This window comes from Tenacibaculum sp. Ill (genome assembly GCF_051938915.1).
Taxonomy (GTDB): Bacteria; Bacteroidota; Bacteroidia; order Flavobacteriales; family Flavobacteriaceae; genus Polaribacter; species Polaribacter larymnensis.
In genome coordinates this window covers 2,328,035-2,342,266 of record NZ_JBPSCW010000002.1, presented here as the reverse complement: position 1 = coordinate 2,342,266, position 14,232 = coordinate 2,328,035, and the positions used below count along the sequence as shown (strand labels likewise).

Sequence of the window (14,232 nt, the reverse complement as noted above, 5' to 3'; positions counted from 1 at the left end):
TATGAATACAGAAACTATACAAGTAGGAGCTTTAGAAAGCGAAGCCATATACATATTAAGAGAAGTAGTCGCGCAATTTGAAAAACCGGTGTTATTGTTTTCGGGGGGCAAAGATAGCATAACACTGGTGCGACTTGCTCAAAAAGCATTTTATCCAGCAAAGATTCCGTTCCCTTTATTACATATTGATACAGGGCATAATTTTCCTGAAACGATTGAATTTAGAGACCGTTTGGTAAAAGAATTAGGAGTTGAGTTAATAGTACGTCAAGTACAAGACAATATTGATGCAGGTAAAGTAAAAGAAGAAACAGGAAAATACGCTAGCCGAAACATGTTACAAACCGAAACGTTATTAGATGCCATAGAAGAATTTGGTTTTGATGCATGTATCGGTGGAGCGCGTAGAGATGAAGAGAAGGCAAGAGCTAAAGAGCGAATTTTCTCAGTACGAGATGATTTTGGGCAATGGGATGAAAAAAATCAACGTCCAGAATTGTTTGATATGTTGAATGGAAGAATCGATTTAGGTCAGAATGTACGTGTTTTCCCAATTTCTAACTGGACAGAATTAGATGTATGGTCGTATATACAACAAGAGCAGATAGAAATTCCATCGATTTATTTTGCGCATAAAAGAGCCACTTTTATTAGAGATGGACTCATTTGGTCTGCAAATGATGAGGTGGTGTATAGAGAAGAAGAAGAAGAAGTACGTGAACGTATGATACGATTTAGAACCGTAGGAGACATGAGTTGTACGGCAGCGGTTTTATCAGATGCAATAGATATAGATACTGTAGTAGATGAAATTAGAGAATCAACCATTTCAGAAAGAGGAGCAAGGATTGATGATAAACGATCTGAAGCAGCGATGGAGAAACGTAAACAACAAGGATATTTTTAAAAAAAAGATGTTAGCTATTAGTCTTTGGCTGTTAGCATTATAAAACTTAATAATATAAACTAAGCAAAAGTAGCTAAGAGCTAAAAACCAAAAGCTAATAGCCTATTGCCAACAACATAAAAAATGAACGTAGTAAAAATAGCAACAGCAGGAAGTGTAGATGACGGAAAGAGCACACTAATAGGGCGAATTTTATACGATACAAAATCATTAACCCAAGATAAATTAGAAGCAATAGAAGAAAAAAGTAAGCAACGCGGGTTTGATTACTTAGACTTTTCTTTAGCCACTGACGGATTAGTAGCAGAACGCGAACAAGGAATTACTATTGATGTAGCTCACATATATTTTTCAACACCTAAAACCAGTTTTATTATAGCTGATACTCCAGGTCATATAGAGTATACTAGGAACATGGTTACAGGAGCTTCAAACTCTCAAGCTTCTATCATTTTAGTAGATGCAAGAAATGGGGTAGTAGAGCAAACCTATCGTCATTTCTTTATCAATAATTTATTAAGAGTAAAAGACGTGATAGTAGCTGTAAACAAAATGGATTTGGTAGACTTTTCAGAAGAGAAATTCAATCAGATTAAAGGTGAGATAGAATATCTAGCTAAGAAGAGCGACTATCAAAATCAAAATATCACATTCATACCTCTTTCAGCTTTAAAAGGAGATAATGTTGTGAAGTCTTCAGAAAACACCCCTTGGTATAAAGGAGAAACTTTATTGAATCACCTTGAAAACTTGGGGTCTGAAGATACGCAAGAAGTATCAAAAGCACGTTTTCCAGTACAAACTGTTATTCGCCCAAAAACAGATGAATATCACGACTTTAGAGGGTATGCAGGAAAATTGTACGGAGGCGATTTAGTGGTAGGAGATAGCGTAACGGTATTACCATCAGCAACAAAATCTACCATAAAAAGTATTCAGTTTTTTGATAAAGAGTATGTAAGAGCAAAAAGAGGGAGTTCTGTAAACATCACCTTAGAAGACGATGTAAATGTAAGTAGAGGAGATATGTTGGTAAAAACAGGGGAAGAACCTTCTGTGGTAAAACAGTTAGAAGCTACCATTTGTTGGATGGATAAAACGCCATTACAAGCTTCTCAGAAATATTACATCAAACATGGAGTAAACGATGTGCAAGCAAAAATAACAGCACTAACATCTTTAATTCGTACCGATTTTTCTGGAAAAGAAGAAACACCATCTCAATTATCACTAAACGAAATAGGAGAGGTGAGTTTAAAAGTTAGCAAACCATTGTTTGTTGATTCATATGAGGAAAATAAAGCAAACGGAGCGTTTATAATCATCAATCCAAAAACCAATACTACATCAGGAGTTGGTTTTATCAAGTAAATAATAAAAGTTATGGCAATAATCATTACAGATGAGTGCATTAACTGTGGAGCTTGCGAACCTGAATGCCCTAATACAGCCATTTATGAAGGAGCAAGTGACTGGAAGTATAACGAAGGAACCTCACTACAAGGAAATGTAACCTTATTGGATGGAACTTCGGTAAATGCAGACGAGGATAATGAACCAGTATCAGACGAATACTACTTTATAGTACCCGATAAATGTACTGAGTGTAAAGGGTTCCATGAAGAACCGCAATGTGCAGCAGTATGCCCAGTAGATTGTTGTGTGCCAGATGATGCACACGTAGAAACCGAAGAACAATTGTTAGCAAAACAAGAGTTTTTACATAACTAATATCAACGCTTTTATAAGCAAACAACTAGTAAAACAGATGCAAAGTTTTAGATCAGAAATAGAAAACCCTTTAGTAGAAAAAGATATCCTAGAGTTAGAACGTAAAATACGTTTGTTTAACGAAGGAAAAATAGATGAAGAACGTTTTAGAAGTTTACGTTTAGCCAGAGGAGTTTACGGTCAACGCCAATTTGGAGTACAAATGATTCGTATTAAATTACCGTATGGTAAAGTTACAAGTGAACAATTACACAGAATTGCAGATGTTTCTGATGAATATTCAAGAGGACGTTTACATATTACCACACGCCAAGATATTCAAATTCACCACGTAAGTTTAGATAGAACCCCAGAATTATGGGCACAGTTAGAGAAAGACGATATTACGTTGCGTGAAGCATGTGGTAATGCTGTACGAAATGTTACGGCTTCAGAAACTGCGGGAATCGATCCGAAAGAGCCGTTTGATGTAACACCGTATGCACACGCTACTTTCCAGTTTTTCTTACGCAACCCAATCTGTCAGGAAATGGGAAGAAAGTTCAAAATGTCTTTTTCTGCTACAGAAGAAGATACCGCATTGAGTTTTATTCACGATTTAGGATTCATTGCTAAAACGAAAACAGTTGACGGTAAAGAAGTAAAAGGATTCAAGGTATTATTAGCTGGAGGATTAGGTTCACAACCACGTCATGCAGATGTAATTTATGAATTTTTAGAAGCAGATTTATTGATACCAACTATCGAAGGTGTTTTACGTGTGTTCGATCGTTATGGAGAGCGTGCTAAAAGAGCCAAAGCCCGTTTAAAATTCTTGGTAAAAGATTTAGGAGTAGATGCTTTTCTAGAATTAGTAGCTGAAGAAAGAGCAGCATTGGCGTATAAAACGTATCCAATTAATACTACCGATTTTGAGCAAAATCCTGTTTTTGAAACGATCGAAGTTCCATCTGTAGTTATAGAAGATAAAGAAGCGTATCAAAGTTGGAAATCAACGAATGTTTTTAAGCAAAAACAAGATGGATTATATGCGATAGGTATTAAAGTACATTTAGGAGATTTTTATACAGATAAAGCACGTTTGTTAGCTGATTTAATCAAGAAATATGGAGCAAATGAGTTACGCTTTACGCTACGTCAAAACATTTTGATTCGTCACGTAAGAGAAGAGTTTTTACCATTTTTCTATACAGAATTACATAAGTTAGGTTTTGCAGAGGCAGGATATAACAGTTTGAATGACATTACTGCATGTCCTGGAACAGATACTTGTAACCTAGGTATTGCTAGTAGTACAGGAATAGCGGCTGAGTTAGAGCGTGTGTTAAAAGCAGAATATCCGCAGTATGTAAATAATAAAGACATTACCATTAAAATTAGTGGATGTATGAATGCTTGTGGACAACACAACATGGCACATATTGGTTTTCAAGGAATGTCTATAAAAGTAGGAAAGTTGTTAGCACCAGCCTTACAAGTATTAGTTGGAGGAGGAGTTTTAGGACAAGGAAATGGACGTTTTGCTGATAAGTTGATAAAAATACCAAGTAAAAGAGGACCAGAATCTTTACGAATCTTATTAAACGACTTCGAAAGCCATAAACAAGCAGATGAAGACTTCTTAAACTATTACGATAGACAAGGAAAAACATATTTCTATGAGCTATTAAAAGAATTATCAGACACCACCAATTTAACAGAAGACGACTTTATTGATTGGGGACACGATAAAAATTATGTAAAAGCGATAGGAGTAGGAGAATGTGCTGGAGTGGTAATCGACTTAGTAGCAACTTTACTTTTTGAAAGCGAAGAAAAGTTAGAAAATGCAACACATGCATTAAACAGTAAACAATGGTCAGATAGTATTTACCACGCTTATGCAGCAATGGTTAACACTGCCAAAGCCTTGTTAACAGCAGAAGGAGCAAAAACGAATACACAAGCAGGAATCATTACCAATTTTGACGAACTGTTTGTAGCAACAAATAAAATAGAATTATCAAGTTCATTTGCAGAGTTGATTTATCAAATCAATAAAAATGAACCTACGGAAGCTTTTGCAAAAAAGTATTTAGAAGAAGCATCATCATTTTACAAAACAATTGATGCCTACAGAAAAGTAGCCGTAGAAAGTTAAAAAGGAGAGTCCAATGAAAAATCAACCGAAATTAACCGTAGTAGGTGCAGGACCAGGAGATACTGATTTAATCACCTTAAAAGCCATCAAAGCATTAGAGCAAGCTGATGTGGTGTTGTATGATGCGTTGGTAAACAACGAACTGTTAGGGTATGTAAATCCGAATGCAGAATTAATTTTTGTAGGTAAACGAAGAGGATGTTACCGTTATCAACAAGAACAAATTAATGAGTTAATTGTCGCAAGAGGATTTTCACACGGACATGTGGTACGCTTAAAAGGAGGTGACCCATTCATTTTTGGTAGAGGAGCAGAAGAAATGGAGTATGCAGCTAAACACGGATTAGAAGTAGCTGTAGTTCCAGGAATTTCATCATCCTTAGCAGTACCAGCTTATCAGAACATTCCCTTAACAAAAAGAGGAAGTTCAGAAAGTTTTTGGGTAATTACAGGAACTACCAAACAGCATCAATTATCTAATGATGTTGCCTTGGCTGCAAAATCAAGTGCAACGGTTGTTATTTTAATGGGAATGGGTAAGCTTTCTGAAATCATTCAGCTTTTTAAGCAAGAAGGGAAGAATGAATTACCTGTTGCAATTATTCAAAATGGAACTACTCCTGAAGAAAAAATAGGAATCGGTACTGTAGATACCATCGAAGAGGTGGTAGCTAAAAATAACTTGAGTAATCCTGCTATTATTGTATTAGGAGACGTAGTAAATCACAGACAACAATTACATCAAGTACAACAAGAAGTAGCTTTAAAAGAGGTGGTATAATGGAAGAAAGAAATAATCTATATCCTATCTTTTTAAAAACAGCAACCTTGAAAGTCCTTATAGTTGGAGGAGGTTTTGTTGCAGAAGAAAAGCTACGATTTTTATTAAAATCGAGTCCAGATGCTGAGGTAACCATGGTAGCTCCTTTTTTTAGAGAAGAAACCATTGCTATGGCTCAAAAAGGTAAAGTTACGAGAATAACAGATAGTTATAATGACACCTATTTACAAGGAAAACATTTGGTAATTGCGACTACCGATGTTCCAGAGGTAAACATACAAGTGTATAAAGACTGTAGAAGTCAGAATATCTTGGTGAATGTGGCAGATAATCCACCGTATTGTGATTTTTATATGGGCGGAATTGTAACCAAAGGAAACGTAAAAGTAGCTATTTCAACCAATGGAAAGTCGCCAACAACTGCTAAAAGATTGCGTCAGTTTTTTGAAGAAGTAATTCCAGAAGACATCAATCAATTAGTACAAAACCTAAATAGTTATAGAAAAACCATCAAAGGAAACTTTGAACATAAAGTAGAAACATTAAATAAACTGACAGAGAGTTTAGTGAAGTAACGTCATTGCGAACAAAGTGAAGCAATCTGTTAGTCGATAAACAGATTACTTCGTTTTCCAATTCATTGGAAACCTCGTAATGACAAAATAATAAGAACATGATACAAACAGATATATTAATTATTGGAGCAGGTCCTACAGGGCTATTTACCGTTTTTGAAGCAGGATTGTTAAAATTACGTTGTCATTTAATTGATGCCTTACCACAACCAGGTGGGCAATGTTCAGAAATTTATCCAAAGAAACCTATTTACGATATTCCAGCATATCCAGAAATTTTAGCAGGAGATTTAACAAAGAACTTGATGGAACAAATCAAGCAGTTTGAACCTGGATTTACTTTAGGGGAACGTGCTGACACCATCGAAAAACAAGATGACGGAACGTTTATCGTAACCACCAATAAAGGAACCAAACACCAAGCACCTGTGGTAGCTATTGCAGGAGGATTGGGAAGTTTTGAACCTCGTAAACCACCGATTCCAAATATTGCTGACTTTGAAGACAAAGGAGTTGAGTATATGATTAAAGAACCAGAACTGTATCGTGATAAAGATGTAGTTATTGCTGGAGGAGGAGATTCTGCTTTAGATTGGTCTATTTTCTTAACAGATGTAGCAAAATCGGTAACCTTAATTCACCGAAGAAATGAATTTAGAGGAGCGTTAGACTCTGTAGAAAAAGTTCAAGAGTTAAAGAATTTAGGAAAGATAAACTTAATTACACCTGCTGAGGTAAAAGCAGTATTAGGAGAAAATCATGTAACAGGTGTTGTGGTAGAAGAAAAAGGGAAAGAACCTTACATGATAGATACTGATCATTTTATTCCATTATTTGGATTAGCGCCAAAGTTAGGTCCTATTGCCAATTGGGGATTAGAAATTGAGAAGAATGCTATTAAAGTAAACAATGCGTTAGATTACCAAACGAATGTAGATGGTATCTATGCAATTGGAGATGTAAATACCTATCCAGGTAAACTAAAATTGATTTTGTGTGGATTCCATGAAGCAACACTAATGTGTCAAAGTGCTTACCAACGTATCCATCCAGATAAAAAATATGTGATGAAGTATACCACTGTTGGCGGTGTAGACGGTTTCGACGGAACAAGAAAAGAAGCACCAAAAGCGGTAGTAAAAGCAATTCAATAATTGGGGATTAGGATGAAAGTAGTTAGGAACTGAGCGGATAAGTTTGTTGTAATTACAAGTTTTAAGTAAGAACTCCTTCACCAACAAAACTAAAATAGCCACCTAACTACTGATTCCTTTAAGAAATTGTTACAAATGGATAATCAAGACATCAATATAAAAATAACAGACCGGGAAGGTGTAATGCATGAGGTAGTTGCTCCGACAGATATGGCAATGAACTTAATGGAAGTAGTTCGATCATACGAATTAGCTCCTGAAGGAACTATTGGAATCTGTGGAGGAATGGCCATGTGTGCCTCTTGTCAATGTTATGTGAAATCGAATCATGAATTGCCAGAAATGAACGATGATGAAGATGCGATGCTAGCAGAAGCATTTCATGTAGAAGAAAATAGCCGATTAGGATGCCAGATTCAAATGACATCTGAATTAGAAGGACTTGAAGTTGAGCTAGCTCCTGAAAGTTAGTTATTTTTGTAAAAAATTAGTAAATGCAATTCAAACAATACGATTTATCATTAAAAGATGATGTAGAAAACTTTACAAAACAATTATTTTACGCATTGTTTAATGATGTATGTCAAGAAAAAGCAAACCATTTAAAAGAGAAGTTTGAAAAAATTTTAAATGGCTTAGCTATTAAAAATGCTCCAGAAGCATGGGCTGTATACCAACAAACATTTTGTGGAATACGAGAAAAGTTAGATTTAGATGCCAAAGCATTTGAAAAAACTGATCCTGCCTGTAAAAGCTTAGGAGAAGTGTATTTAGCCTATCCGGGTTTTCATGCGATTGCTGTGTATCGATTGAGTCATGAATTGTATAAAATGGAAATTCCTATTTTACCAAGAATGATGAGTGAATATGCGCATGGGTTAACAGGAACAGACATCCATCCAGGAGCAGCAATTGGCGATTCGTTTTTTATAGATCATGCAACAGGAATTGTTATTGGAGAAACCACCATTATTAAAGAAAACGTAAAAATATACCAAGGAGTTACTTTAGGAGGAATTCAAGTTAAAAAAGAATTAGCATCCACAAAAAGACATCCAACGATTGAAAATAATGTAACCATTTATGCCAATGCAACTATCTTAGGAGGCGATGTAGTGATAGGAAAAGATAGCGTAATAGGTGCAAATGTTTGCGTAACCACCTCTGTACCCGAAGGATCTATTGTAACCTATGAGTCAGAAAATAAAATAACCACTAGAAAATCCTATGTTAAATGATGTAGGTACCAAATTAACCATGAAAACTAAAACAATTATAGATAGTATAGGGAATACGCCACTAATAGAAGTTTCAAATATTCTTCAAAAAGAAGGTGTAAAACTATTATTAAAACTAGAGGGAAATAACCCTGGCGGAAGCGTAAAAGATAGAGCGGCGTTTAATATGATTGCTGAAGCTATTAAAAGGAAAAATATTCGTCAAGGAGATTATTTAGTAGAAGCAACTAGTGGAAACACAGGAATTGCGTTAGCACTCATGGCAAAAGTTTTAGGAGTAAATATGGTATTGGTAATGCCAGAAAATTCTACAGAAGAGCGTGTTAAAACTATGCGTGCTTACGGAGCTGAGGTTATTTTAACGGATGCAGAAAAAGGTATTGAAGGTTCTAGAGATGTAGCCTTAGAACTACGCTATAAAAAAGGCTATTTTATGTTAAATCAGTTTGAAAATACTGATAACTGGAAAGCACATTATAAAACTACAGGTCCAGAAATATGGAACGATACAGAAGGAGAAGTAACTCATTTTGTATCGGCGATGGGAACTACAGGAACTATAATGGGAGTGTCTACTTATTTAAAAGAACAAAACCCTGAGGTACAAATTGTAGGAGCACAACCTAAAGAAGGAGCTAGAATACCTGGAATTCGTAAGTGGTCGCCAGAATACCAACCAAAATTCTTTAACAAAAGTAAGGTGGATCAAGTGGTAGAGCTAGATGAAAACGATGCTAAAAACATGACAAGAAAGCTAGCACAAGAAGAAGGTGTTTTTGCAGGAATGAGTAGTGGAGGAGCGGTACATGCAGCTTTAGAAATAGCCAAAACGATTGACAAAGGAGTTATTGTTGCTATTATTTGTGATAGAGGCGATCGTTATTTATCTTCAGATTTATTTCAATAGATTGTCTTTACGTATTTTATAATATAGAAACTCCCGCTTAAGCGGGAGTTTCTATATTATAATCTTATTAGAAAACCGTTTTTATTTAAGCATATATTCTTTTTTTAATATATACAAACTTTCGGGTTAGGGTTTGTTAGCTACATTTTATAAACGGTGTTGTAGCCCATTATTTCCATTTTCCTTTTCCTCTTCCTTTGTTTTTTCCTTTTCCTTTGTTTTTTCGTTTAGACTTATTCTTTTTGGAATTAGCATTATTCTTTAATTGGTGGAACTCCGCAGAACCAGGTTTTATTCCTGCTTGCTTTGCTATGTATCCCCAACCTTTATTTTTATGTGTTCTATAAATGGTAATTATATCATCTATCGATCTTCTTGACAATTTAGATATCTCTAGAGCCAAATAAATTTCTCCTGCCTTCATACCTAAACTTCCTCTCATGTATTTAATTTTTCCTTCAGAAACATTATAGGAAATGCTCAAACGAGTCTTAAAAGCTCCAAAGTTTAGATTAGCATCGGTGTTAATGATATTCAAATCAGAATCTAATTGAGTATTTCCTGTGTTAAAGGAAATTTGAGCAGAGGCTGAATAAGTAAAAATTGATAGGAGGATAATAAATAAGTTTTTCATGTTTTGGGGTTTAATTAAACAAATCACTTGTGACAAAAAAACATACCACTGTTTACATCTAGAACAACTGTAATACACCTTATTATAAAAGAACAAAAACTTCTTTTATCCGTGTGTTTAGATATAACAAATGGAATATTTTCGTAATACGTTGGCGAATATAAAGCAAAATAAAAACCGTACAAAATGTGCACGGTTATACTATGGTATTTAAAATATGATAATTACTTATACCCTATAAAAAGGCTATCTATTGGTTATATACGCTGTTAGCAACGTATTTAATTTTTAAGTTCTTCCAATCGTTTTTTTATGTCAGTGTTTTTTGTATTCAACTCTAATGCTTTTTCATAATATTCAATAGCTTTCTTTTTATCTCCTTTTACCATGTAAAATTCCGCAAAGCTATCCCAAGCATTACTTGATGAGGGGTAATTTTCTGTGTTATATTTGAAATAGAAAAAAGCTTTGTCTAAATCCTTGAGAGTGTATAAAAATTGATAGCCAAAGTAATTGGCTAAATCTTCTCGTAAGAAAATTTTATACCCAAGTCTATCTGATAATTTGTCAAACCTTTTTTTAATCAATGTAGGGTTGGTATACATTTCATCATAGTTAATCATATGTCCTCTAAACAAGTATTTCATACCATCCATAAATGAAACCAAAGGCATAGTATGGTGGTTTTCTTCTTTATAGCCATATTTTTTATATCCTAGACCTATGTTATATGGATGTAATTGCTCGAATTTTTGAATAAATCTCCAAGTCAGATTAGCCTTTTCAGGGTAAACAGTGTTCTCTACTCTATCTACGGTAGCTATATATACATCTTTATAGGTTCCATTATATTCTTTGAAGAATTTCTCAAGGTTCTTAAGACTAACTTCATTATCCCACCAAGCGCTAAAATCAATTACCAAATATGAATTAAATAATTCGGGTTTAGTAAATAAAGCGTGCAGTATAGGTAACCCAGTAAATGAATATCCCGAAAAAATTCGATAATTATTTGTTCTGTAGTTATTATCAATATAAGGAATAAGCTCTTTCTCGATAAATTTTATAAAATCGTTGGCACCACCACTTATTTCTAGTCCTTTTTCTTCTTTTCCGGAGTAGCCTATCATGGACCTTGTAGGAGATGAATCTTTTAATCTATCTTGACTAGTAATACCCACTACTATCATTTCAGGAATTTGTGGGCTAGCATCACTACTCATTTGGGTAACAGCTCCGGTGAAAGGGTGAAAAAATTTCCTACCGTCAAGGAGGTAAATCACAGGATAGTTTACATAATCATTGTTGTTATATGAATTAGGGAGATATATTGAAATCTCTCTATCTGAATTAAGTATTTCAGATTTAATAGTAAATCTTTTGCCAATAATAATGTCTTTCTTACTCTGTCCATATGACAAATTTGAAAAGATAGTTATTAATAGTACAGTAAATAATATTCTCATTTTATTTTTTTTAAGCGTCGGCGAATATAAAAGAAAATAAAAAAAAACGTACAAAAAATGTACGGTTATACTATGATATTTCATGTATGGTAATTACTTATACTCTATAAAAAGGCTCTCTATAGGTTTTCTCACTTTGTAAGTGTGTTGAGAGCTATCTTCGTCAGAGCGATAACCAACAGGAGCAACTACAGCAGCATTTAAACCTAACTTATTCAAGTCCAATATTTTGTTATAAGCTTCGGCGTCAAAACCCTCCATAGGGCAAGCATCTATTTTAAGTTCTGAGCAAGCGTTTAGCAAATTCCCCAAAGCAATGTAAACTTGGTTAGAAGTCCATTTGTTCTTTTCAACTAAAGTTCTACTCGTAACATCTGATTTAATAAAATCAGCATATCCTTTAAAGTTTGAAATATCTACCTGTTCTATTTCAGATTTTAAAGAGAAATAAGCATCTATATGGTCATTGGTAACCTTTGAATAATTACAAAACACAAACAAGTGAGAAGCATCAGTAATTTGGCTTTGTCCGTAAGAAACAGTTTTTAATTGTTCTTTTATCGCACTGTCTTCTATAATCAAAACGGTATATAATTGAAGACCATAAGAAGAAGGAGCTAATTGAATAGCTCTTTTTAAAAGCTCTATATGCTGTATTGAAACTTTTTTAGAAGCATCAAATTTTTTAGTGGCGTATCGCCATTCTAGGTTGTCTATTAAAGTCATACTATTATTGTTTAAGAAAACAGCAAAATTAAAAGGGGAGTAGTTACAATGCCTTTACATATGTTGATTCAGCAATTTTTTACATTTTTTCTTTCCCAAAGGAGTTTGGATAGAAAATCCAAGTAAACGAAACCATCAGCGAGCTTCGCTGGTCTTTCCTCAACGCAACGAAACCATCAGCGAGCTTCGCTGGTCTTTCCTCAACGCAACGAAATCATCAGCGAACTTCGCTGAGCTTTCCTCAAGGCAACGGAATCATCAGCGTGTTACGCTGAGTTTTCCCTAAGAAGAATTAAAGTTAGTTTTTAAATTTTAACAAACAATTTTCTATTAAAAAGGCAGAAGTCAACGTTGAAACTTTTAGTAAGAAGCTCTTTATTAAATATTTAGTAACTTTAATGTAAGTTACTAAAAATGATTACATGAGAACTCTATATACCTTAATTGGAATAGCATATCTTCTGTTCGTAGTGGTGACGTCGTACATGATTCTAGTCGAGCCACTCATAAACGCATGTAAAAAAAGAAGAAAGAAAAATAATATGTGATTACAAGTATTTTTCTTTCATAGCAATTGCATCAAAAGGGTAACCATAGCAACAAATAAAACAAAAAAACTATTATTTAAGTATTTAGCATAAGGTTTTAAACGAGCAGAGAATGTGTTTGTATTCTAACACCACTTTTAATAGTTGTTAAAAGAATGGTAAATGATTTAAGAATGAATACAAAAGTCCTAGTTAGATTAACTTTTGGCATACATATTGAAAAGCTCTAGGAAAATTATTTTATTATGAGAACAATTTCAGGGCAAATCACCAAATTATTTTTAATAACATTCTTAACGATTACTACTATGGCTGTAGGGCAAACCTCTTTTAAAAAAATAGATGCATCAATATATCCTAAACCAGAAAAAGGGTTTAAACAAATGGTTATAGAAGTTCCTCATTCAGCTAATGATAGTAAGAAAAAAATAGAATTTGTTATTGGAAAATGGATGGAAGTAGATACTTGTAATAAGCACGGTCTTGTAGGAAGTATAGAGAAAAAAGATCTTAAAGGGTGGGGGTATTCGTATTATGATTTTAAAACTGATGGCGGAGTTATATCTACTCGAATGGCTTGTTTTGAAAGTAGCACAGTAAGAAAATTCATTTCTAGCCAGCCACAAACAGTAAGGTATAATGGAAAATTACCAATTGTTATTTATGTACCAGAAGGTTACGAAGTTCAATTTAAGATATTTAAAGCAGAGGATGATGTGTATCATGCTAGTGAGGTAAAACAAAAGTAAACTTAAAAGCGCTGTGATTTATTACAGCTTTGTATAAGAAAAGCAGCAAATACTATTTGCTGCTTTTCTTATTTGTTATAACAAGTATTACTTTTCTTCTTTAATAGGTACCGCATCAAAAGGATCTACCATAGCGATAAATAAAACACAAGGACCATTATTTAAACATTTAGCCCTATGTGGTTTTTTTGCAGGACCATAGGCATAAGAACCCGCTTTTAATACGGTAGCTTTTTCTCCTTGGTATTGTACTTCTAAATCTCCTGAAATTAAAATCATTCGTTCAGGTGATTTATGTGTATGATATATAACTTCTGTATTAGGTTCTATTCTAAAGAAAAAATCTAAATTAGGTTTAGATATATCACCATGAAGTATTGTAAAAGAACAATTAGGAAAGAAATCAGGAGCAGGAAGCCATTTCAAACTCTTATTATTAACAGTTGTAGCAATAGAAGTTTCAGTATTTGAAACACCATTACTTTGAGCATTTAATCCGATAGCTAAAAAAGCTAGGATAAGGGTTAACAGATTTAGTTTGTTTGTTTTCATCTTGTTGATTTTTAGCTACTTAATATAATTAAAAATATTTAAGATTTCAAATAACATTGACTTGTTTGTTATCTTCTTCGGAAATAATAACTAAATCAGAATAATAATAAACAAAAACGTAGAA

15 protein-coding genes are annotated in these 14,232 nt (G+C 33.9%); 11 read left to right on the top strand and 4 right to left on the bottom strand.

Annotated elements, in window-relative coordinates; translation table 11 throughout:
• The first annotated feature begins 1 nt into the window (after position 1).
• The 10 genes from cysD to cysM all read left to right on the top strand — a co-directional run bounded on the left by cysD (position 2) and on the right by cysM (position 9,433).
• The gene (gene cysD / locus ACTPNM_RS10965) at positions 2–907 is read left to right on the top strand and encodes a sulfate adenylyltransferase subunit CysD (RefSeq protein ID WP_440121816.1); all 906 of its coding nucleotides are present in this window, start codon (positions 2–4) and stop codon (positions 905–907) included.
• Positions 908–1,030: 123 nt separating this feature from the next.
• The gene (locus ACTPNM_RS10960) at positions 1,031–2,278 is read left to right on the top strand and encodes a sulfate adenylyltransferase subunit 1 (RefSeq protein ID WP_440121814.1); all 1,248 of its coding nucleotides are present in this window, start codon (positions 1,031–1,033) and stop codon (positions 2,276–2,278) included.
• Positions 2,279–2,290: 12 nt separating this feature from the next.
• Positions 2,291–2,638 (top strand): 4Fe-4S dicluster domain-containing protein, encoded by a 348-nt coding sequence (locus ACTPNM_RS10955; RefSeq protein WP_099214174.1) that lies wholly within the window; start codon positions 2,291–2,293, stop codon positions 2,636–2,638.
• 37 nt (positions 2,639–2,675) lie between these two features.
• Positions 2,676–4,778: a HEPN domain-containing protein gene (locus ACTPNM_RS10950; RefSeq protein WP_440121812.1), complete on the top strand. Its 2,103-nt coding sequence runs from the start codon at positions 2,676–2,678 to the stop codon at positions 4,776–4,778.
• Between the two features lie 13 nt (positions 4,779–4,791).
• Complete coding sequence (gene cobA / locus ACTPNM_RS10945; protein ID WP_440121811.1) at positions 4,792–5,559, top strand: uroporphyrinogen-III C-methyltransferase; 768 nt, start codon at positions 4,792–4,794, stop codon at positions 5,557–5,559.
• The gene (locus ACTPNM_RS10940) at positions 5,559–6,134 is read left to right on the top strand and encodes a precorrin-2 dehydrogenase/sirohydrochlorin ferrochelatase family protein (RefSeq protein WP_440121809.1); all 576 of its coding nucleotides are present in this window, start codon (positions 5,559–5,561) and stop codon (positions 6,132–6,134) included. The genes cobA and ACTPNM_RS10940 overlap by 1 nt, the downstream gene beginning before the upstream one ends.
• A gap of 98 nt (positions 6,135–6,232) precedes the next feature.
• On the top strand, positions 6,233–7,288 hold the full coding sequence (locus ACTPNM_RS10935; protein WP_440121808.1) for an NAD(P)/FAD-dependent oxidoreductase: 1,056 nt from the start codon (positions 6,233–6,235) through the stop codon (positions 7,286–7,288).
• 135 nt (positions 7,289–7,423) lie between these two features.
• Positions 7,424–7,759 carry a ferredoxin gene (locus tag ACTPNM_RS10930; protein ID WP_440121807.1) on the top strand — a complete coding sequence of 112 codons (336 nt, stop codon included), beginning with the start codon at positions 7,424–7,426 and terminating at the stop codon, positions 7,757–7,759.
• Between the two features lie 23 nt (positions 7,760–7,782).
• The gene (gene epsC, locus ACTPNM_RS10925; protein ID WP_440121805.1) at positions 7,783–8,526 is read left to right on the top strand and encodes a serine O-acetyltransferase EpsC; all 744 of its coding nucleotides are present in this window, start codon (positions 7,783–7,785) and stop codon (positions 8,524–8,526) included.
• Positions 8,527–8,545: 19 nt separating this feature from the next.
• Positions 8,546–9,433, top strand: a complete 888-nt coding sequence (gene cysM, locus ACTPNM_RS10920) for a cysteine synthase CysM (protein WP_440121804.1) — start codon at positions 8,546–8,548, stop codon at positions 9,431–9,433.
• A 169-nt stretch (positions 9,434–9,602) separates the two neighbouring features.
• Here the strand turns inward: cysM and ACTPNM_RS10915 are convergent, their stop codons facing one another.
• The 3 genes from ACTPNM_RS10915 to ACTPNM_RS10905 all read right to left on the bottom strand — a co-directional run bounded on the left by ACTPNM_RS10915 (position 9,603) and on the right by ACTPNM_RS10905 (position 12,259).
• Positions 9,603–10,067, bottom strand: a complete 465-nt coding sequence (locus ACTPNM_RS10915; protein ID WP_440121803.1) for a hypothetical protein — start codon at positions 10,065–10,067, stop codon at positions 9,603–9,605.
• 281 nt (positions 10,068–10,348) lie between these two features.
• Positions 10,349–11,533, bottom strand: coding sequence for an alpha/beta hydrolase-fold protein (locus ACTPNM_RS10910; RefSeq protein WP_440121802.1), 1,185 nt, complete (start codon positions 11,531–11,533; stop codon positions 10,349–10,351).
• Positions 11,534–11,626: 93 nt separating this feature from the next.
• On the bottom strand, positions 11,627–12,259 hold the full coding sequence (locus ACTPNM_RS10905) for an NAD(P)H-dependent oxidoreductase (RefSeq protein ID WP_440121800.1): 633 nt from the start codon (positions 12,257–12,259) through the stop codon (positions 11,627–11,629).
• A gap of 793 nt (positions 12,260–13,052) precedes the next feature.
• Between ACTPNM_RS10905 and ACTPNM_RS10900 the strand changes: the two genes are divergently transcribed.
• A complete protein-coding gene (locus ACTPNM_RS10900; RefSeq protein ID WP_440121799.1) occupies positions 13,053–13,556 on the top strand; it encodes an ecotin family protein in 504 nt (167 codons plus the stop codon).
• 87 nt (positions 13,557–13,643) lie between these two features.
• Here ACTPNM_RS10900 and ACTPNM_RS10895 read toward each other — a convergent pair whose 3' ends face one another.
• Complete coding sequence (locus ACTPNM_RS10895) at positions 13,644–14,108, bottom strand: cupin domain-containing protein (protein ID WP_274641314.1); 465 nt, start codon at positions 14,106–14,108, stop codon at positions 13,644–13,646.
• Positions 14,109–14,232: the final 124 nt, after the last annotated feature.

What these genes read in the sequence shown, in the direction of transcription:
- ACTPNM_RS10955 (WP_099214174.1), top strand. Translation starts at nt 2,291, where the DNA reads ATGGCAATAATCATTACAGATGAGTGCATTAACTGTGGAGCTTGCGAA.
- ACTPNM_RS10905 (WP_440121800.1), bottom strand. Translation starts at nt 12,259, where the DNA reads ATGACTTTAATAGACAACCTAGAATGGCGATACGCCACTAAAAAATTT.
- ACTPNM_RS10935 (WP_440121808.1), top strand. Translation starts at nt 6,233, where the DNA reads ATGATACAAACAGATATATTAATTATTGGAGCAGGTCCTACAGGGCTA.
- ACTPNM_RS10910 (WP_440121802.1), bottom strand. Translation starts at nt 11,533, where the DNA reads ATGAGAATATTATTTACTGTACTATTAATAACTATCTTTTCAAATTTG.
- epsC (WP_440121805.1), top strand. Translation starts at nt 7,783, where the DNA reads ATGCAATTCAAACAATACGATTTATCATTAAAAGATGATGTAGAAAAC.
- ACTPNM_RS10950 (WP_440121812.1), top strand. Translation starts at nt 2,676, where the DNA reads ATGCAAAGTTTTAGATCAGAAATAGAAAACCCTTTAGTAGAAAAAGAT.
- ACTPNM_RS10895 (WP_274641314.1), bottom strand. Translation starts at nt 14,108, where the DNA reads ATGAAAACAAACAAACTAAATCTGTTAACCCTTATCCTAGCTTTTTTA.
- ACTPNM_RS10930 (WP_440121807.1), top strand. Translation starts at nt 7,424, where the DNA reads ATGGATAATCAAGACATCAATATAAAAATAACAGACCGGGAAGGTGTA.
- ACTPNM_RS10960 (WP_440121814.1), top strand. Translation starts at nt 1,031, where the DNA reads ATGAACGTAGTAAAAATAGCAACAGCAGGAAGTGTAGATGACGGAAAG.
- ACTPNM_RS10915 (WP_440121803.1), bottom strand. Translation starts at nt 10,067, where the DNA reads ATGAAAAACTTATTTATTATCCTCCTATCAATTTTTACTTATTCAGCC.
- cysM (WP_440121804.1), top strand. Translation starts at nt 8,546, where the DNA reads ATGAAAACTAAAACAATTATAGATAGTATAGGGAATACGCCACTAATA.
- ACTPNM_RS10900 (WP_440121799.1), top strand. Translation starts at nt 13,053, where the DNA reads ATGAGAACAATTTCAGGGCAAATCACCAAATTATTTTTAATAACATTC.
- cysD (WP_440121816.1), top strand. Translation starts at nt 2, where the DNA reads ATGAATACAGAAACTATACAAGTAGGAGCTTTAGAAAGCGAAGCCATA.
- ACTPNM_RS10940 (WP_440121809.1), top strand. Translation starts at nt 5,559, where the DNA reads ATGGAAGAAAGAAATAATCTATATCCTATCTTTTTAAAAACAGCAACC.
- cobA (WP_440121811.1), top strand. Translation starts at nt 4,792, where the DNA reads ATGAAAAATCAACCGAAATTAACCGTAGTAGGTGCAGGACCAGGAGAT.